Origin of the sequence: Streptomyces zaehneri (genome assembly GCF_032248645.1) — a bacterium.
Classification (GTDB): domain Bacteria; phylum Actinomycetota; class Actinomycetes; order Streptomycetales; family Streptomycetaceae; genus Streptomyces; species Streptomyces coriariae.
Map to the genome: position 1 here is coordinate 90,833 of NZ_JASTTJ010000003.1, position 18,366 is coordinate 109,198.

At 73.4% G+C, this 18,366-nt stretch carries 20 protein-coding genes and 1 tRNA gene; 11 read left to right on the top strand and 10 right to left on the bottom strand.

Annotated features, from left to right (window positions below):
• Positions 1 to 230 precede the first annotated feature (230 nt).
• From tdh to QQM72_RS06070, 8 genes are all read left to right on the top strand, one after another.
• Positions 231 to 1,259, top strand: coding sequence for an L-threonine 3-dehydrogenase (tdh, locus tag QQM72_RS06035; RefSeq protein ID WP_314219728.1), 1,029 nt, complete (start codon positions 231 to 233; stop codon positions 1,257 to 1,259).
• Positions 1,260 to 1,330: 71 nt separating this feature from the next.
• Complete coding sequence (locus QQM72_RS06040; RefSeq protein WP_314219729.1) at positions 1,331 to 2,542, top strand: glycine C-acetyltransferase; 1,212 nt, start codon at positions 1,331 to 1,333, stop codon at positions 2,540 to 2,542.
• A 591-nt stretch (positions 2,543 to 3,133) separates the two neighbouring features.
• On the top strand, positions 3,134 to 4,036 hold the full coding sequence (locus tag QQM72_RS06045; protein ID WP_314219730.1) for a LysR family transcriptional regulator: 903 nt from the start codon (positions 3,134 to 3,136) through the stop codon (positions 4,034 to 4,036).
• A gap of 55 nt (positions 4,037 to 4,091) precedes the next feature.
• Positions 4,092 to 4,688, top strand: coding sequence for a helix-turn-helix domain-containing protein (locus tag QQM72_RS06050; protein ID WP_314219731.1), 597 nt, complete (start codon positions 4,092 to 4,094; stop codon positions 4,686 to 4,688).
• Positions 4,685 to 5,206, top strand: a complete 522-nt coding sequence (locus QQM72_RS06055) for a GNAT family N-acetyltransferase (protein WP_314219732.1) — start codon at positions 4,685 to 4,687, stop codon at positions 5,204 to 5,206. The genes QQM72_RS06050 and QQM72_RS06055 overlap by 4 nt, the downstream gene beginning before the upstream one ends.
• Before the next feature lie 30 nt (positions 5,207 to 5,236).
• Positions 5,237 to 5,596 carry an MmcQ/YjbR family DNA-binding protein gene (locus QQM72_RS06060; protein WP_314219733.1) on the top strand — a complete coding sequence of 120 codons (360 nt, stop codon included), beginning with the start codon at positions 5,237 to 5,239 and terminating at the stop codon, positions 5,594 to 5,596.
• Between the two features lie 108 nt (positions 5,597 to 5,704).
• Positions 5,705 to 5,781: transfer RNA gene (locus QQM72_RS06065), tRNA-Pro, on the top strand.
• Between the two features lie 229 nt (positions 5,782 to 6,010).
• Positions 6,011 to 6,748, top strand: coding sequence for a sigma-70 family RNA polymerase sigma factor (locus QQM72_RS06070; protein WP_314219734.1), 738 nt, complete (start codon positions 6,011 to 6,013; stop codon positions 6,746 to 6,748).
• Here QQM72_RS06070 and murJ read toward each other — a convergent pair.
• The 6 genes from murJ to QQM72_RS06100 all read right to left on the bottom strand — a co-directional run bounded on the left by murJ (position 6,672) and on the right by QQM72_RS06100 (position 12,758).
• Complete coding sequence (gene murJ, locus QQM72_RS06075) at positions 6,672 to 8,315, bottom strand: murein biosynthesis integral membrane protein MurJ (RefSeq protein WP_399076134.1); 1,644 nt, start codon at positions 8,313 to 8,315, stop codon at positions 6,672 to 6,674. The genes QQM72_RS06070 and murJ overlap by 77 nt on opposite strands.
• Positions 8,316 to 8,389: 74 nt before the next feature.
• Entirely contained in the window at positions 8,390 to 8,815 is a 426-nt protein-coding gene (locus tag QQM72_RS06080) for a (2Fe-2S) ferredoxin domain-containing protein (RefSeq protein WP_314219735.1), read from the bottom strand.
• A 2-nt stretch (positions 8,816 to 8,817) separates the two neighbouring features.
• A complete protein-coding gene (locus QQM72_RS06085) occupies positions 8,818 to 9,357 on the bottom strand; it encodes an NUDIX hydrolase family protein (RefSeq protein ID WP_314219736.1) in 540 nt (179 codons plus the stop codon).
• 15 nt (positions 9,358 to 9,372) lie between these two features.
• Entirely contained in the window at positions 9,373 to 10,518 is a 1,146-nt protein-coding gene (locus QQM72_RS06090; protein ID WP_314219737.1) for an amidohydrolase family protein, read from the bottom strand.
• Position 10,519: 1 nt separating this feature from the next.
• Positions 10,520 to 11,923 carry a glutamine synthetase family protein gene (locus tag QQM72_RS06095; protein WP_314219738.1) on the bottom strand — a complete coding sequence of 468 codons (1,404 nt, stop codon included), beginning with the start codon at positions 11,921 to 11,923 and terminating at the stop codon, positions 10,520 to 10,522.
• 43 nt (positions 11,924 to 11,966) lie between these two features.
• Positions 11,967 to 12,758: an SAM-dependent methyltransferase gene (locus tag QQM72_RS06100; RefSeq protein ID WP_314219739.1), complete on the bottom strand. Its 792-nt coding sequence runs from the start codon at positions 12,756 to 12,758 to the stop codon at positions 11,967 to 11,969.
• Positions 12,759 to 12,879: 121 nt separating this feature from the next.
• On the opposite strand from QQM72_RS06100, the gene QQM72_RS06105 reads away from it, so the two are divergent.
• Entirely contained in the window at positions 12,880 to 13,734 is an 855-nt protein-coding gene (locus QQM72_RS06105; protein WP_314219740.1) for a Cof-type HAD-IIB family hydrolase, read from the top strand.
• Between the two features lie 62 nt (positions 13,735 to 13,796).
• Positions 13,797 to 15,041, top strand: a complete 1,245-nt coding sequence (locus tag QQM72_RS06110) for an amidohydrolase (RefSeq protein ID WP_314219741.1) — start codon at positions 13,797 to 13,799, stop codon at positions 15,039 to 15,041.
• A gap of 39 nt (positions 15,042 to 15,080) precedes the next feature.
• Here QQM72_RS06110 and QQM72_RS06115 read toward each other — a convergent pair whose 3' ends face one another.
• Genes QQM72_RS06115 through QQM72_RS06130 form a run of 4 tightly spaced genes read right to left on the bottom strand, consistent with a single transcriptional unit; the run spans position 15,081 to position 17,045 of the window.
• Complete coding sequence (locus tag QQM72_RS06115; RefSeq protein WP_314219742.1) at positions 15,081 to 15,413, bottom strand: DUF3140 domain-containing protein; 333 nt, start codon at positions 15,411 to 15,413, stop codon at positions 15,081 to 15,083.
• Between the two features lie 39 nt (positions 15,414 to 15,452).
• Positions 15,453 to 15,935: a Dps family protein gene (locus tag QQM72_RS06120; protein WP_314219743.1), complete on the bottom strand. Its 483-nt coding sequence runs from the start codon at positions 15,933 to 15,935 to the stop codon at positions 15,453 to 15,455.
• Positions 15,932 to 16,189, bottom strand: coding sequence for a WhiB family transcriptional regulator (locus QQM72_RS06125; RefSeq protein WP_314219744.1), 258 nt, complete (start codon positions 16,187 to 16,189; stop codon positions 15,932 to 15,934). Before QQM72_RS06125 ends, QQM72_RS06120 begins: the two co-directional genes overlap by 4 nt.
• Before the next feature lie 55 nt (positions 16,190 to 16,244).
• A complete protein-coding gene (locus QQM72_RS06130; protein WP_314219745.1) occupies positions 16,245 to 17,045 on the bottom strand; it encodes an alpha/beta hydrolase in 801 nt (266 codons plus the stop codon).
• Between the two features lie 103 nt (positions 17,046 to 17,148).
• Here QQM72_RS06130 and QQM72_RS06135 point away from each other — a divergent pair, with 103 nt between their 5' ends.
• Complete coding sequence (locus QQM72_RS06135; RefSeq protein ID WP_314219746.1) at positions 17,149 to 18,336, top strand: thiolase family protein; 1,188 nt, start codon at positions 17,149 to 17,151, stop codon at positions 18,334 to 18,336.
• Positions 18,337 to 18,366 lie beyond the last annotated feature (30 nt).

Consider the following 18,366-nt stretch of genomic DNA (forward strand, 5'->3'; position numbering starts at 1 on the left):
GGCCTGGTGAGGGTTGCGGTCCAGGGTGGCACGCCCCACCGTGGTGTGCGGGAAGCCGGTCCGGGCGAGCGGGGCCACCCGTGTGAAGCGGAGCTGTGGCGGCGCTTAAGAAAAGCTCGATGGACCGGGCCGGTGAAGTGCGGCAGATTGCTGGGCGAATCCACATGTCTTCCCGGATGCGGGGCCCTTCGGGCTGCTCGCGTCCGGGCCCTCACCACAGGAGCCGTAGCGTGAAGGCGCTGGTCAAGGAGAAGGCGGAGCCCGGACTGTGGCTCGCGGACGTTCCCGAGCCGGCCGTCGGGCCCGGCGACGTGCTGATCAGGGTGCTGCGCACCGGTATCTGCGGCACGGATCTGCACATCCGGTCCTGGGACGGCTGGGCGCGGCAGACCATCCGCACCCCGCTCGTGCTCGGGCACGAGTTCGTCGGCGAGGTGGTCGGCACCGGCCGCGATGTCGCCGACATCCAGGTGGGGGACCGGGTCAGCGGCGAGGGGCACCTCGTCTGCGGCAAGTGCCGCAACTGTCTCGCCGGGCGCCGCCATCTGTGCCGGGCCACCGTCGGGCTCGGCGTCGGCCGTGACGGCGCCTTCGCGGAGTACGTCGCCCTGCCCGCGTCCAACGTGTGGGTGCACCGGGTGCCGGTGGACCTCGACGTGGCCGCGATCTTCGACCCGTTCGGCAACGCCGTGCACACCGCGCTGTCCTTCCCGCTCGTCGGCGAGGACGTCCTGATCACGGGCGCCGGGCCGATCGGCCTGATGGCCGCCGCGGTCGCCCGGCACGCGGGTGCCCGCAACGTCGTCGTCACCGACGTCAGCGAGGAGCGGCTGGAGCTGGCCCGCAAGATCGGTGCGAGCCTCGCGCTGAACGTGTCGCAGGAGTCCATCGCCGACGGGCAGCGTGAGCTGGGGCTGCGCGAGGGCTTCGACATCGGTCTGGAGATGTCCGGCCGGCCCGCGGCGTTGCGCGACATGATCGCCAACATGACGCACGGCGGCCGGATCGCCATGCTGGGGCTGCCCGCCGAGGAGTTCCCGGTCGACTGGGCCCGGATCGTCACCTCGATGATCACGATCAAGGGCATCTACGGCCGCGAGATGTTCGAGACCTGGTACGCGATGTCGGTGCTGCTGGAGGGCGGCCTCGACCTCGCCCCCGTGATCACCGGCCGGTACGGCTACCGCGACTTCGAGGCGGCCTTCGCCGACGCGGCGAGCGGCCGGGGCGGCAAGGTCATCCTCGACTGGACCGCGTAGGTCACCCGCGCTTCCTGCGTTCCCGCGTCTCTGCGTTTCCTGCGTTTCTTGCGTTTCTTAGGAGCTTCCTGATGTTCGACTCCGTGCGCGACGACGTGCGCGCCACCCTCGACGAGATCCGCGCCGCCGGTCTGCACAAGCCCGAGCGGGTCATCGGCAGCCCGCAGTCGGCGACGGTCGCCGTCACCGCGGGCGGCCGGCCCGGCGAGGTCCTCAACTTCTGCGCCAACAACTACCTCGGCCTCGCCGACCACCCCGAGGTCGTCGCCGCCGCCCACGCGGCCCTCGACCGCTGGGGCTACGGCATGGCGTCGGTGCGCTTCATCTGCGGTACGCAGGAGGTGCACAAGGAGCTGGAGGCCCGGCTGTCGGCCTTCCTCGGCCAGGAGGACACGATCCTGTACTCCTCCTGCTTCGACGCCAACGGAGGGGTCTTCGAGACGCTCCTCGGCCCCGAGGACGCGGTGATCTCCGACGCGCTCAACCACGCCTCGATCATCGACGGCATCCGCCTGTCCAAGGCCCGCAGGTTCCGCTACGCCAACCGCGATCTGGCGGACCTGGAGCGGCAGTTGAAGGACGCCTCCGACGCGCGACGCCGGCTGGTCGTCACCGACGGCGTCTTCTCCATGGACGGCTATGTGGCGCCCCTCGCCGAGATCTGCGACCTCGCCGAGCGCTACGACGCCATGGTCATGGTCGACGACTCGCACGCGGTCGGCTTCGTCGGTCCCGGCGGCCGTGGCACGCCCGAGCTGCACGGTGTGATGGACCGCGTCGACATCATCACCGGCACCCTGGGCAAGGCGCTGGGCGGCGCGTCCGGCGGCTATGTGGCCGCCCGCGCGGAGATCGTCGCGCTGCTGCGCCAGCGCTCCCGCCCGTACCTCTTCTCCAACACCCTCGCCCCGGTGATCGCCGCCGCCTCGCTGAAGGTCCTCGACCTGCTGGAGTCGGCCGACGACCTGCGGGTGCGGCTCGCCGAGAACACCGCGCTGTTCCGCCGCCGGATGACCGACGAGGGCTTCGACATCCTGCCCGGCGACCACGCCATCGCGCCCGTGATGATCGGCGACGCGGCGAAGGCCGGCCGGATGGCCGAGCTGCTGCTGGAGCGCGGGGTGTACGTGATCGGCTTCTCCTACCCGGTGGTCCCGCAGGACCGGGCCCGCATCCGGGTCCAGTTGTCCGCCGCGCACTCCACGGACGACGTCGACCGCGCCGTCGACGCCTTCGTCGCGGCGCGGGCGGAACTGGAAGCGTCGCAGCCGCAGGCGGTCTGACCGCGGCCGGGCCGCAGGCGGTCTGACCGCGGCCGGGCCGCAGGCGGTCTGACCGCGGCCGGGCCGCAGACGGTCTGACCGCGGCCGGCCGCAGACGGTCTGAGCGCGGCGGGGCCGGGGCCGGCGGCGATCTCGGCCGGTGGCCGTCCTGGCCGGTGGCCGACTGGACCGGTGGCCGGCCGGGACGGTGACGGCCACCCGGGACGGTGGTGGCGCGGGCCGGTGGCGGTTCCGGGTGTCCTGGCCGGTGGCCGTCCGGGCTGGTGGCGGTCTGTGCCGGTGACGGTCTCGGAATGGGTGCCGGGGTCGGTGGTGACCCGGGCCCGGTGGCCGTCCCGGTCGTCCTGGCCGGTGGCCGTCCTGATCGTCCTGGCCGCGTCCGGGCGGGTGGCCGTCGGGATCGGTGGTCGTCCGGGCGGGTGGCCGTCGGGACCGGTGGCCGTCCGGGCGGGTGGCCGTCGGGACCGGTGGCCGTCCGGGCGGGTGGCCGTCGGGAAACCGGTAGCCGTCCGGGCCGGTGGCCGTCCAGTCTGGAGGGCCTCCGGGGCGGAGGCGGTCCGAGGGGCTCGGGCATATTGCGATAATCGATCCATGATCGAAGCGCGGCGGCTCCACATCCTCCGTGCGGTGGCCGACCACCGCACGGTGACCGCGGCTGCCGCCGCGCTGTATCTCACCCCGTCCGCCGTCTCCCAGCAGCTGACGGCCCTGGAGCAGGAGACCGGCCACCGGCTGGTCGAGCGGAGCGCCAAGGGCGTACGGCTCACCCCGGCCGGCGAGATCCTGCTCACCCACACCAACGCCGTCCTGGCCCAGCTGGAGCGGGCCGAGGCGGAGCTGGCCGCCTACAGTTCGGGAGCCGCCGGCACGGTCACGGTCGCCGCCTTCGCGACGGGGATCGCCCTGGTCGTGGCGCCCGCGGTGGCCCGGCTGGCGGGTACCGCCCCGGGGATCCGGATCCGGGTCCAGGACGCCGAGGGCGATGCCAGTCTGCCGATGGTGCTCGACCGGCAGGTCGACGTCGCGGTGGCCGTCGAGTACCGAGGTGCCCCGGCGGCCGACGATCCGAGGCTCGCGCACGTCCCGCTCTACGCCGAGCCCTTCGACGCGGTCGTCCCGGTCAGTCACCGTCTCGCCGAGGCCCCCGAGGTTCCGCTCGCCGAACTGGCCAAGGACTCGTGGATCGGCCCCTACCCGGGCAACCCCTGCCATGACGTGGTCGTCCTGGCCTGCGAGAACGCCGGTTTCCAGCCTCGTCTGGAGCACTCCTCGGACGACTTCCGTGCGGTCGTCGCCCTGGCCTCGGCCGACGCGGGCGTGGCGCTCGTCCCGCGTTCGGCGCTGCGCGGCATGGACCTCACGGGGGTGGTCGTACGGCCGGTCGACGGGGTGGCGCCGACCCGGAGGGTCTTCGCGGCCGTCCGCCGGGGAGCGGACGGGCATCCGCTGATCCGCCCGGTGCTGGAGGCGCTGGGCGAGGCCGCACGCGTGTGAGCCCTGTGAGCCTTCCGTAACAGCGCCGTCTCACATCAGGGATAGCGTCCCGGATATGAGACATGAGACAGGCGGGGCGGGGACGGTCGGGGTGCCGGACCCCGTCGATGTGCGGATCGCCGGGCGGCTGTCCGAGTTGCGGGCCGAACGCGGCTGGTCGCTGGGGGAGTTGGCGCAACGCAGCGGGGTGAGCCGGTCCACCCTGTCGCGGGCCGAGCGGGCGGAGACCAGCCCGACCGCCGCGCTGCTCAACCGGCTGTGCCATGTCTACGGGCGGACCATGTCCCGGCTGCTCAGCGAGGTGGAGGCGGAACCCGCGCCGCTGGTGCGCGCCGACGAGCAGTCCGTCTGGGAGGACCGGTCCTCCGGGTTCGTCCGGCGCTCCGTGTCGCCGCCGCACCCCGCGCTGCGCGGCGAACTGGTCGAGGGCCGGCTCGCCGTGGGCGCCGACATCGCCTACGACCGGCCGCCCGTGGCGGGCCTGGAACAGCACATCTGGGTGCTGGAGGGCGCCCTCGAGGTGACGGCCGAGAACACCGGGCATCACCTCGGCGCCGGAGACTGTCTGCGCCTGCGGGTGTGGGGCCCGACCCGGTTCCGGTGCACGGGCGACGAGGACGTGCGGTACGTGCTGGCGGTGGTGCTGCCATGACCGTGACCCGGCTCGACGCCCCCCGACTGCGCTCCCGCGTCGCGGAGTTGGCCGATCTGCTGCTCGACGCGGTGGATGACGGCGCCTCGCTAGGCTTCCTCGCCCCGCTCGGCCGGGCGGCGGCCGAGGACTGGTGGAAGGACCGCGCGCGGGGCGTCGCCGCCGGGCAGCTCGCGGTCTGGGCTGCCCAGGACGGGGACCGTGTCGTCGGCACCGTGGGCCTGGCCTTCCCCGACAAGCCCAACAGCCGCCACCGCGCCGAGCTCGTCAAGCTGATGGTCCACCGGGACGCCCGCGGGAAGGGCCTCGGCCGCACCCTGCTGGCCGCCGCCGAGGAGAGCGCCGTCGCGGCCGGTGTCACCCTGCTGCACCTGGACACCGAGACCGACAGCCCCGCCGAGCGCCTTTACCGCAATGCCGGGTGGACCAGGGCCGGGGTCATCCCGGACTACGCGGCGAGCCCGGCCGGGGTCCTGCGCCCGACGACCCTGTACTACAAGCACGTCGGCGTCGGGTGACTGTCAGTGGCAGCGGCTACGGTGCGGAGCATGCCGGACGCCGAAGACGTACGCCGTATCGCCCTGTCCCTGCCGGACACCACGGAGAAGATCTCCTGGAGCATGCCCACCTTCCGGGTCGCGGGGAAGATGTTCGCCACGCTGCCCGAGGAGGAGACCTCCCTCGCCGTGCGCTGCCCCAAGGAGGAGCGCGACGAACTCGTGCTCGCCGAGCCGGGGAAGTTCTGGATCGCCGGCCACGAGGCCCAGTTCGCCTGGGTGCGGGCCCGCCTCGCCGCCCTGGAGGACGAGGACGAGCTGCGGGACATCCTCGCCGACTCCTGGCGCCAGGCGGCCCCGCCGCGACTGCTCGAGGCGTACCCGGAGCTGGGGTCGGCCCCGGGGGACTGACGGTGCCCGGCGGCCGGGGCGCGGGAAACGGGTGCGCGACCATCGACCCGAGTGCGGTATGGTTTCCATGCGTGTTCGGCCAGGGGAAACCCCAGGTCAGACGGGCAACGGGACGTGGCGCAGCTTGGTAGCGCACTTGACTGGGGGTCAAGGGGTCGCAGGTTCAAATCCTGTCGTCCCGACCAGCTTCATCGCAGGTCGGAAGGTCGTTTCCACGAACGTGTGGAAGCGGCCTTCGGTGTTTTCCACGCGGTCGGCGCGCGAGATTCCGAAAGACGCGCCGGGACGTGGTGTCGTGTCCGCGCCGTGCCGTGCCGTGTCCGCGCTGTGCCGTGCTGTGAGTCGGCCGGACTGGCTGTGGATTCACCCGACCCCGAGTGACGCCGCGCGGCCCCGCTGCCAGGATGAGGCGCCATGACCGCAGGGCACGGCAAGGCCGACAAGCACCGCACACTCCACGACTCCGCCAAGGCCGAGAGGCACCGCACACCGCGCGGCGCGGGACGCGCGAAGCGGGGCGGCAAGGCGGCACCCGCCGACGAGTCGACGACCGCGCTGGCGCTGGCCGCGCGGGGCGGGGACGCGGCGGCCGTCGAGGGGTTGGTGCGCGCCCTGCACCACGACGTCCTGCGCTACGTGGCCCATCTGAGCGCCGACCCGCAGGCGGCGGACGATCTGGCGCAGGACACGTTCCTGCGGGCCCTGAGCGGCCTGCACCGGTTCGAGGGACGCTCCTCGGCGCGGGCGTGGCTGCTGTCCATCGCGCGCCGGGCGGTGATGGACAGCTTCCGGTCCGCCGCCGCCCGGCCGCGCCTGTCGGACCGCGCGGACTGGCAGGCGGCCGTCGAACTGGCCCAGCCGCGCGGACTGCCCGGCTTCGACGACGGTGTCGTCCTGCTGGATCTGCTGGCCGCGCTGCCAAGGGACCGGCGGGAGGCGTTCGTCCTGACCCAGCTGCTGGGGCTGCCCTACGCGGAGGCGGCCGAGGCGATCGACTGCCCGGTCGGCACCGTCCGCTCGCGGGTGGCCCGCGCCCGTGCCACGCTGGCCGGCCTGCTCACCGAGGCGGGCGATCCTACGGTCGCCGCAGCCTCCGCAGCTCGTCCACCTTCGTCAGCCGGGCCACACCGAGATAGACCAGGACGAGGGTGAGGGAGCCGGCCGCGAGGGCGGTCGCGGTCGACACGGTGCCGCCGCCCAGCGCGTCCGCGCACGCGGCGTCGGCAGCCCGGCCCGCGGCGGCGGCGAGGGCCGCCGCCACCAGCAGCTTGGTGTACGTGCGCCGCAGCGCGCCGTCGTCCAGGCGGCCGCCGGTCCGGCCGCGCAGCCGGCGTGCGGTGAGGGCCAGCCCCGCCAGATAGGACAGGGTGCAGGCCCCGGCCATGCCGGTCACCGCCCAGCGGTCGGGCAGCAGCAGATGGCAGCCGGTGGCCAGGACGATGTTCACCACCGCGATCCAGAGCGCCATGAGGAACGGCGTGCGGGTGTCCTCGAAGGCGTAGAAGCCGCGCAGGAGGAGGTACTGCGCGGAGAACGGGATCAGACCGAGTCCGAACGCCTGGAGCATGTGGCCGAGCGGCTGCGCGGAGGCCGCGTCGGCCGCGCCGTGCGCGAACAGCAGGGTGGCGATCCGCGGACCGAGGGCCAGGAACAGGAACGCGGCCGGGACGATGACGACCCCGCTCACCCGCAGCCCGCGCGACAGATCGGCGCGTACGTCCGCGATCCGCCCCTGGGCCACGGCGCGGCTCATCCGCGGCAGCAGCGCGGTCACCAGGGAGACGGTGACCACCGACTGCGGCAGCATCCAGATGGTCTGCGCGTACGAGTACGCCGTGTAGCCCGCGCCGGCCTCCGGCAGCCTCTGGTCGACCGTGGTGGCGTAGTTGGTCACCACGGTCAGCGAGACGAGGTTCGTCAGGACGAGCAGCAGGGTCCACTTGGCGGCGTGCACACCGGAACCCAGACCGGAGCCGCGCCAGTCGAACCGCGGGCGGAAGCGGAACCCGGCGGCCCGCGCGAACGGGACCAGCGCGAGGGCCTGCACCGCGATGCCGGCGGTCGTCCCGACGCCCAGCAGCCGGACCTGGGCGTCGGTGATGTCCGCGACCTGCCTCGGCACGGTCATCAGGCCGAGGTAGGCGCCGAACATGCCCAGCAGCACGATGTTGTTGAGGACCGGCGTCCACATCATCGCGCCGAACCGCTCGCGGGCGTTGAGCACTTGTCCGTAGATGTTGAACAGGCCGTAGAAGAAGATCTGCGGCAGCAGGAACCGGGCGAAGACCACGGTGAGCCGGTACGCCTCGTGGTTGTCCGGGGTGTCGCGCATGTACACCGAGACGATCTGCGGGGCCGCCCACACCGCCAGCGCGGTGCCCACGGCGAGGACGGACACGACCAGGGTGACGAGCCGCTGCTCGTAGGCCCGCCCGCCGTCCGGATGGGTCGCCCGCGCCCGCACCAGCTGCGGCACCAGCACGGCGTTCAGCGCGCCGCCGATCAGCAGGGTGTAGAGGCTGGTCGGCACCGTGTTCGCGGTGTTGTACGTACTGGCCAGCAGGCCGGTGCCCAGGGCGGCGGCCTGCAGGACCTGGCGGATCAGCCCGGTCGCCCGGGACACGATCGTGCCCAGCGCCATCAGCACCGACGAGCGCGCCGCCCCGCCCCCTCGGACGACCTCGTGTTCCTCGGACCGCCGCTGTGCTGTCGCCCCCATCGGGCCAACCTACGGCAGAAGGCTCCGGGAGCCCCAACCGCCTTGTTCACAAGGGTGGTTGGCGCGCACCCGAGTCATCTGCGGCTGCGCACCCGCTCCGCACGCGGCGGGCTGATGAACTGGAGCTCCAGTGTGAGGGGCGGCGCGGCTACCCCTGGGCCGCCCGCCGCCGCCCAGGTCAGGATCTCGTCCGTGCAGTCGTCGTCCATGGCGAAGCCGACCCAGGTGGCCCGGCCGCCGGCCCGGCGTCCGCCGGCCGAGGGCTGGACGACGATCACGTTGGCCTGGTCGCAGGGGCCCAGGCAGTCGGTCGTGCGGACCTCGAAGGCGCCGGCGGAGTCGGCGGCGGCCGCCCGCAGCCGCTCCAGCTGCCAGGCGTGGTCGTAGCCGGGGTGTTTGCCGGCGTCGCCGCAGCAGCAGCCCCTGCACACCACGAGGGTGCAGGGGCGGCTGCGGGCGGCGCCCACCAGGGCGCGACGGCCGGCCGGTGCGGGGATCACGCTCAGGAGGCCGAGAGGCCGACGTGGGCCAGCGCCTGCCGCAGCAGGAACCCGTGCCCGCCCGACATCTCGCTCTGCACCGCGAGCGACGCGGCCTCCTGCGGGCTGAACCACACCAGGTCCAGCGCGTCCTGCCGGGGACGGCAGTCACCGGTCACGGGCACGATGTAGGCCAGCGACACCGCGTGCTGACGGGGATCGTGGTACGGCGTGACGCCCTGCGTGGGGAAGTACTCGGCCACCGTGAACGGCTGGAGCGAGGTCGGCACCCGGGGCAGCGCCACCGGACCGAGGTCCTTCTCCAGGTGGCGCAGCAGGGCGTCCCGGACGCGCTCGTGGTGCAGGACCCGCCCGGAGACCAGGTTCCGGCTGACATTGCCGTCCGGTCCCATCCGCAGCAGCAGGCCGACGCTGGTGACTTCGCCGCTGTCGTCGACGCGCACGGGCACGGCCTCGACGTACAGGATCGGCATACGGGCGCGTGCCATCTCGAGCTCGTCGGAGGCCAGCCAACCCGGCGTGGTTTCGGTCAAGTCAGACATTGTTCGATCATACTTTCAGTGTCCGTCGGGAAGCCGGTAGACCCGGCGGGCGTTGTCCGCTCCGGCCCAGCGTGCCAGGCGCAGCGCGTCGGGAAGGCCCAGTTCGTCGGCGTCCACCCGGTCCTGGAGCAGATCCCCGAGGCCCCGGCGGAACGCCAGCGCGCCGAGCCGGTAGAACTCCGGAACACCATAGGCGTCGGAGCTGTACAGCAGTTTGCGGAACGGTGTGATCTCCAGCGCCTCCTCCAGGACCGCCCGCGCTCGCGGGGGACCCACATGATGCAGGGTGAGCCCCACATCCAGGTAGACCTGCTCGAACACCGCGGCCAGATAGGCGGCCTGGCGCTGGTAGGGCCAGCAGTGCAGCAGCAGGACCGGGATGGTGCCCGCCGTCAGGTGCAGCCACTCCGTGAGAAGGCTCGGGTCCACCCGGTGCAGCCGGATGTCGTTGTCGCCGAAGCCGGTGTGCAGTTGGAGGGGGAGCCCCAGGTCGACGGCCGTCCACAGCAGGTGCCGGACCAGCACCGGGTCCGCCAGCCGTCCGCCGTCCGCCAGCCAGCGCCGGGCGGCCCGGGTGACCTCGGCGTCCGGGGGCCGGGCCGGGTCGAGGCCGAAGCCGGTCCGGTAGGCGGCCACCGACTTGACCGCCACCACCCCCGGCCGCCGCACCGCGTCCAGGGCGGCCGCCCGGAACGTGTCGGCGTACCCGTCGGCCTCGACACCCCGGGAGGCGACGGCCTCCGCGACGGACTCCAGCCGGACGACCTCGTGGGCGGCCGCCGGACCGCCGGCCGCGGCCGCCGCGGCCAGCTCGGCGGGCGTGGTGACGCGGTGCGGGGCGAACCCGGTGTCGACGCAGAACACGCCGGTCCGGGCGGCGGCGAGGAAGCGCCGGTTCACCTCCCGCGGACCCAGTTCGGCGCGCCGGTCCAGGTAGACGTCGGCCGGGGCGTGCCGCTCCAGGTCGAGCAGCGGCGCGCAGTGGCGGCGTACGGCCACCCCGGCGGGCGTGTCGAAGGCCGAGTGGCCGGGCCACCGCTCGCCCTCGGTGAGCAAGGCCTCGAAGCCCGGCCGGTCCAGGGGGTCGACGACGACGCCGTGGCAGTGGTGGTCCACCAGCTCCAGCTCGGCGAGGGCCTCGTGGACCGGTCCGCCGGCCATGTCAGTACTTCCAGCGGTAGGCCGCGGCCACCCGCTCGTCGTCGAGGCCGTCGACGGCGTCGATCTCGCCCTGCCGTACGGCGCTCACCGCGTCGGCGAGGACCGGGCCGAGCGCCGTCCGCAGCACCTCGTCCCGGCGGAACTCGGCGAGGGCCTCGGCGAGCGAGGTCGGCAGCCGGCGCACGCCCCGGGCGGCGGCCTCCCCGGCGTCGAGCCGGGCCGGGTCCCCGTCGCTCTCCTCGGGCAGGACGGCGCCCGACGCGAGCCCGGCCAGCCCGGCGGCGATCAGGCAGCCGAGGGCGAGGTACGGGTTGGCGGCCAGGTCGACCGGCTTGACCTCCAGATTCGCCTGCTCCGCGCGGTGGCCCGCCGTACCGCGCACCAGACGCAGCGCGCACTCGCGGGTCTCCAGGCCCCAGGCGGTGAACACCCCTGCCCACTGGGACGGTTTGAGGCGCAGATGGCTCGCCGGGCTGGGCGCGGTCACCGCCGTGAGGGCCGGTAGCCGGGCCAGCACTCCGGCCGCGAACGCCTCCGCTTCGGCCGTCATGCCGTGCCGCCGCACTCCGCCCGTGTGCAGGTTCGTGCCGTCCCGCCAGGCGGAGAGATGGACGTGCCCGCCGTTGCCGACGCCCTCCGCCACGACGGCGGGGGAGAAGGACACCCGCAGGCCGTGACGCCGGGCCAGCGCGCGGATCGTCTGGCGGACGAGGACGCTGCGGTCGGCCGCCGCCACCGGGTCGAGCGCGCCCACCGAGATCTCGAACTGGCCGGGCGCGTACTCCGGATGGATCTGGTCGACGTCCACGCCCTGCGCCGCGCACGCGGCCAGCAGCTCGACGGTGTACTCGCTCAGCTCGATCTGCCGGGTCGCGCCGTACGCCGGTCCCGTGGCCGCCGGGACGAACTCCCCCGCGGGCGCCGAGTCCAGGCCGACCGCCCATTCGATCTCGATGGCCGTCTTGAAGACGATCCCGTGCTCGCGGGCCGCCTGTGCGACGACGCGGCGCAGAAAGGTGCGGGAGCAGCCGGGGTGCCGCTCCCCGTCCTGGGTGACGCGGTCGACCGGCGCCCAGGCCCAGCCGGGCTGCCCGGCCAGGGCCACGAGCCGTTCGAGGTCCGGGTACAGACGCAGGTCGCCGTCCGGGGAGCCCAGCACGTCGGTCGCGACGATGTGGTCGTTCGCCAGGAACGTGTCGAACACCGGCGACATCCCGACACCCCAGGCCGCCGCCGAGGCCAGCCCGGCCGTGGGGATCGTCTTCACCCGGCCGACGCCCGCCGTGTCGACATAGGCCAGGACGATCCCGTGCACGCCTCTCGCCGACAACTCGCCGGCGAGCGCGCCGGCCCGCTCGACCTCTCCGGGACGCCCGCCGGGGACGGGATCGGCATGGGTGGTCATACGTCCTCCACGGTCGCTGCGTCCGTTGCGTGCCGTACGTCCGTCAGGGTTTCACGGCCACCGCGCCGTACTGCGGCACCACCGCGAGCAAGTCCGCCTCGCCGCGCCAGCGCGAGCAGGACACCAGGCCCGGCTCCAGCAGCTCCAGGCCCTCGAAGAACGCGGCGATCTCCTTGCCGCCGCGCGCGGTGATCGGCGGGGTGGCGTTCTCGTTCCAGAACTTCATCGCCGGGATCTGGCCCTCACCGCCCACCTCGCTGTCGTGGGTGGGGTGCGTCAGCACCAGGAAGCTGCCGGACGGGATGTCGGCCATGACCTTGCGGACGATGTCCCGCGCCGCCTCGAAGTCCAGGACGAAGTTCAGGATGCCCAGCATCATCACCGCGACCGGGCGGCCGAAGTCCAGGGTGCCCGAAGCGCGTTCGAGGATCTGGGCCGGGTCGTGCACATCGGCGTCGATGTAGTCGGTGACGCCCGCGGCGGTGCCGGTCAGCAGCGTACGGGCGTGCGCCAGCACGATCGGGTCGTTGTCGACGTACACGATCCGCGACTCGGGCGCGACGCGCTGCGCGATCTCGTGGGTGTTGTCGGCCGTCGGCAGTCCGGTGCCGATGTCGAGGAACTGCCGCACTCCGCGCTCCTCGGCGAGGAACCGCACCGCCTGCCCCAGGAACCAGCGGTCCGCGCGCGCGATCTCCCGGATGAGCGGGAACATCCCGGCGACATGCTCGCCGACCCTCTGGTCGACCTCGTAGTTGTCCTTGCCGCCGATCCAGTAGTTCCACACCCGCGCGTTGTGCGCGACGCTGGTGTCCAGCCGTGCCGACCCGCTCACCCGAGAGCCCCTTCTCACGTCCTGCCCGTGTCACGGGCCTGCGTCCGCCATTGTGCCGCCGGATGATCACCGTTGTCCCCGGTAGGGTGAAAATCCGGTGATCCCGTACAGGAAGCAGGCCATGCCCTACTCGCACGCCCCCCGCCCGACCGCGTCCGCGTCCCCGGCGGGTCCCGTCGACATCCGGCTGGTCGTCACCGACATGGACGGCACGCTGCTCGACGACGACAAGAAGGTGCCCGAGGGCCTCTGGGAGACGCTGGCGCGGCTGCGGGAGCGCGGGGTGCTGTTCACCCCGGCGAGCGGACGCCAGTACGCCACCCTGGCCGCGGAGTTCGCCGAGGTCGCCGACGGCATGGTGTTCATAGCGGAGAACGGCACCTATGTGGTGCGCGACGGAGAGGAACTGAGCTCCGATCCGCTGGCGCCGGGAGTGGTCGCGCGGGTGATGGAGGCCGTGCGCGGGCTCACCTCCGACGGCGTCGACGTGGGCGCCGTCGTGTGCGGGAAGCGGTCCGCCTACGTCGAGCGGGCCGACGAGGCGTTCCTGGCCGAGGTGGGCCGGTACTACGTGCGGCACCGGGTCGTCGAGGACGTCACCGCCGTCGACGACGACATCATCAAGGTCGCCCTCTTCGACTTCGGGTCCGCCGAGAGGACCACCGCACCGGCTCTCGTTCCCTTCGCGCGGACCCACCAGGTCGTCGTCTCCGGCGAGCACTGGGTCGACGTCATGAACCGCGCCGCCAACAAGGGCGCCGCGCTGCGCGCCCTCCAGCGCGAGCTGGGCATCACACCGGCGCAGACCATGGTGTTCGGCGACTATCTCAACGACCTGGAGATGCTGGACGCCGCCGACTGGTCGTTCGCCATGGCCAACGCCCACCCGGAGGTCGTCCGCCGGGCCCGCCACCTCGCGCCCTCCAACAACGACAACGGGGTACTGCGCACCGTCACCCGCCTGCTGGACCTCTGACCTCACGGACGGCAGGCGCCGGAGCGGGCGGACGGTCACCGACGGGTCCTAGGCTGCGCTGTATGACCGAACCGGCCGTTGTCGCCCGCCTGACCCGCGAGATCACCTCGGGACTCGAACCCGGCCGGCTGGCGGGCTTCTACCAGGATCTGCACCGCCACCCCGAGCTGTCCTTCCGGGAACACCGCACCGCCGGGAAGCTGGCCCGGCGGCTGCGCGAGGCCGGGTACGAGGTGACGGAAGGGGTGGCCCGCACCGGTGTCGTCGGGGTGCTCGCCAACGGTGACGGGCCGGTGGTGTGGCTGCGCGGCGACATGGACGCGCTGCCCGTGCGGGAGGCGACCGGTCTGCCGTACGCCTCGACCGTCGACGGGCTGATGCACGCCTGTGGCCACGACCTGCACGTCACCTGGCTGGCGGCCGCCGCCGAGGCGCTCGCCGCCGCCCGCGAGACCTGGTCCGGGACGCTCGTCGTGGTCGGGCAGCCCGCGGAGGAGGCCGGGGGCGGCGCCCGGGCGATGGTCGCCGACGGGATCCACGCCCGCTTCCCGCGCCCGGACGTGCTGTTCGGCCAGCACGTGGCGCCTGGGCTCGCCGGGTTCTACCCGCACACCCCCGGCCTGACGCTGTCGGCCTCGGACGACGTCGACGTCGTCGTGCACGGCGTCGGCGGGCACGGTTCGCGGCCCGAGTCGACGGTCGACCCGGTCGTCACGGCCGCGTACATCGTCACCAGGCTCCAGACCGTGGTCGCCCGCGAGGTGGCGGCGAGCGAGTCGGTGGTGCTGACGGTGGGGAGTTTCCACGCCGGTACGAGTGCCAACATCATCCCCGCCGAGGCCCGGCTCGCGCTGAACGTGCGCACCCGGGACACCCGGACGCGCGAGCGGGTCCTCGCCGCGATCCGGCGGGTCGTCGAGGGGGAGTGCGCCGCCGCGGGGTGCCCGGTCCCGCCCGGGGTCACGGTCCACGCGGGCTGCCCGAACACCGTCAACGACGCGGCCCTGGACGGGGAGATCGCCGCCGTGCACCGTGAACTCTTCGGCGAGCAGACGGTGTTCGACTTCGGGCAGGCGCTGGGCAGCGAGGACTTCTCCCTGCTCGCCCCGGCGGGCGTGCCCTACGACTACTGGTACGTGAGCTCCACCCCGGCACCCGTGTGGGAGGCGGCGCCGGGGGAGGAGCTGCGGGAGAAGTTCGCGGGCGTGCCGGGAAACCACAGCCCGCTGTTCGCGCCGGACCTGTCCGTGCTGGTGCCGGGAGTGCGCACGCTGGTGTCGGCGGCGCTCTCCCGGCTCACCGGCTGAGGCCCGGGGGCCCGCGCGGGGCCTCAGGGCCTCAGGGCCTCAGGGCCTCAGCGGATCGTGGCCGATCGTCATCAGACGCCGGCGTGCGCGGGTGTCCTCGGCCGCGGGCTCGTTCTCCGGGTCCGCCTGCGCGGCGACCGTGTCCACGACCCGGTACATCACGCGGACGTCGTCGTCGGTCAGGTCGGTGCGCCGCTTCTGGAGGATCGCCAGCACATGCTGCCCGGTGGGGGTTCCCGCCTCCTCGGGCAGGGGCTCGGCGTTCTCGTCGGCGTCCCGCACCCGCAGCCAGGCGGCCAGTTCCTGCGAGGTCATGTTCACCGCGCGGTGGAAGTCCTCCCACAGCGCGTCGAGTTCGAGTGCGTCGGTCATGACGGGTGTTCCGCTCCCTCCTTGCGCTCGCTCGGTGGATCAGTGCTCGCGCGGCCAGTTCTCCGCCTCGAACATCCACCGCTGCTTCTCCAGCTCGGCGGTGATGCCGATGAGCAGGTCCTGGGTGACCGGATCCGCCTGCTCGGTCGTCGTGATCCGCTCCCGCAGCCGTGCGATGGCCGCCCCCAGCGTCTGCGCGATCACCTGGACGACGTCCTCGTCGCGCAGCCAGCCGTCCTTGGGGGAGGGCAGGGTGAACGCCGAGGCGATCGTCTCCGGGCGGCCGTCGGGCGGCAGGCCCAGCGCCGCCGCGCGCTCCGCGACCGTGTCGGCGTACGAACGGGCCGTCGAGACCACCTCGTCTAGCTGGAGGTGGATCGAGCGGAACCGGGGCCCCACGATGTTCCAGTGCGCCTGCTTCCCGATCAGGGAGAGGCCGAGAAGATCCACGAGGGTGGTCTGCAACGCGTCGAAGGTGACCTGGCGGGCCGGTTCGGGCAGGGGGCTCTTCACGACAGTCATGCGGTGCTCCTCGTCGTCGCGTCGTGTCTGGCGGTACGGAGCAGTTCCGCGCGTTCCTCCTCGCCGGTCCCGCCCCACACGCCCGACGTCCGTCCGATCGCGCACGCGTACGACAGGCACTCGGCGCGCACCGTGCAGCGGGCGCAGACGCGTTTGGCCGCCGCGGTGTCGCGCAGGGCGGGTCCGCTCGTGCCCACGGGGAAGAACAGCTCAGGGTCCTCGCCCACACAGGCGGCACTGCGCAACCACTCCATGCCGGCGCGGGTGCCCCGGTCACACCACCGCAAACAGCCGCATCTGCGTTCCGATTCAGGATGCGGGCACACCGTCCAGGAAGCGCGTCACGTCCGCGAACACCTCGGCGCGGTTCGTCTCGTGGAAGACCTCGTGCCGGGCCCCCGGGTAGATCCGCTCGGTCGGCGCGCCGCCGCTCAGCCGCTCGACGCCGGTCCGGCTGCCGGGCAGCGGGACCAGCCGGTCGTCGTCCCCGTGCAGCCACAGCAGGGGCAGCGGGCCGATGTCGCCGCCCTCGGCCACTTTTTCCAGGGTCCGTACGAACGCCTCCAGCGTCGGCCGCTTCATCGGCCCGTGCCAGACCAGCTCGTCCGCCGCGTAGGCCGCGCCGACCGCGGGGTCGCGGGAGAGGGCGGCGGGCGAGACGGGGAGGTCGGGGATCCGCTCGTGCGCCAGCAGCCGGCCGGGCAGCTCCCAGCCGCCGATCACCGGGCCGGACAGCACGAGCGCGGCGAGTGTGCCGCCGTACCGCTGGGCGTACCGGGCCGCGATCAGGCCGCCCATGGAGTGCCCGATCACGACCAGCGGGAGGTCCGGGTGCGCGGCCCGGGCGAGCCGCGCCACGGCGTGCACGTCCGTGACCACGTCCTCGAAGTCCTCGATCACCACGCGCTCGCCCGCCGACCTTCCGTGCCCCATGTGGTCGGGGGCGAAGACGGCCGCGCCGTGCCCGGTCAGGACGCCGGCGAGTTCCCCGTAGCGGCCGGCGTGCTCGCCGTAGCCGTGCACCACGAGGACGAGCCGGCGGGGCCGCGGAGCTGACCACTCGTGTACGACGATCGTGCCGCGGGTCCCGGTGAGGACGTGTTCGGTCATCGCTCCTCCGCTTGCGTCGGTGAAGGCTTCCGGGGATCTTCCCAGGGGGCCGGGCCGGGGTCTACAGTCGAAAAACTAGCAGTGCTAATCAAGGAGTCCTGACGTGCGTCCCGTCCACTTCGCGGCCGCCCGCCGCACCCCCGTCGGCAGACTGCGCGGAGCCCTGTCCTGCGTACGGCCCGACGACCTCGCCGCCACCGTCATCCGCGGCCTGGTCGCCGAGGTGCCCGCCCTCGACCCGGCCCGCATCGACGACGTCTACTGGGGCGCCGCCAACCAGGCGGGCGAGGACAACCGCAACGTCGCCCGGATGGCCGCCCTGCTCGCCGGCCTCCCCGAGACCGTGCCCGGCGCCACGGTGAACCGGCTGTGCGCCTCCGGGCTCGAGGCCGTCACGACCGCGGCCCGCACGATCGCCGCGGGCGAGGCCGACATCGTGCTGGCCGGCGGCTCCGAGTCCATGAGCCGCGCCCCCTTCGTCCTGGCCCGCCCCGACGAGGCCCTCCCGCACCGCGTCGAGACCGTCGACACCCGGCTCGGCTGGCGCCTGGTCAACCCCGCCATGAAGGACCTGCACGGCCTGCTCGCCATGGGAGAGACCGCCGAGGAGGTCGCCACCCGGTACGGCATCACGCGCGAGCGCCAGGACGCGTTCGCCCTGCGCAGCCACCGACTGGCGGCGCAGGCCCGCAAGGACGGTCGCTTCGACGACGAACTCCTGCCCGTACGGCGCCCGGACGGCGTGGTCGTCGACGCCGACGAGGGCATCCGCGAGGACACCTCGCCGGAGAAGCTCGCGAAGCTGAAGCCCGTGTTCCGGGAGGGCGGCACGGTCACCGCGGGCAACGCCTCACCCATGAACGACGGCGCCGCGGGCCTCCTCCTCGTCAGCGAGGAGGCGCTGAACGAACTGGGGCTGGAGTCCCTGGGCCGTTATGTCGCCGGCGCCTCCGCCGGCGTCCACCCCGACGTGATGGGCATCGGCCCGGTCCCCGCCACCCGCAAGGTGCTCGCCCGGGCCGGCTGGAGTGTCGACGACGTCGAGGAGGCCGAGTTCAACGAGGCGTTCGCCGCCCAGGTGCTCGCCTGCGTCGACCAGCTCGGCATCGACCCCGGCCGGGTCAACCCCAGCGGCGGCGCGATCGCCCTCGGCCACCCGCTCGGCGGCTCGGGCGCCCGCATCCTCACCACTCTTGTGCACCGCATGCGGCGTACGGGAGCGGAGCGCGGACTGGCCACGATGTGCGTGGGCGTCGGACAGGGCAGCGCGGTACTGGTGGAGCGGCACTGAGCGGCATGAGTGGCGCCGGGAGGCACTGAG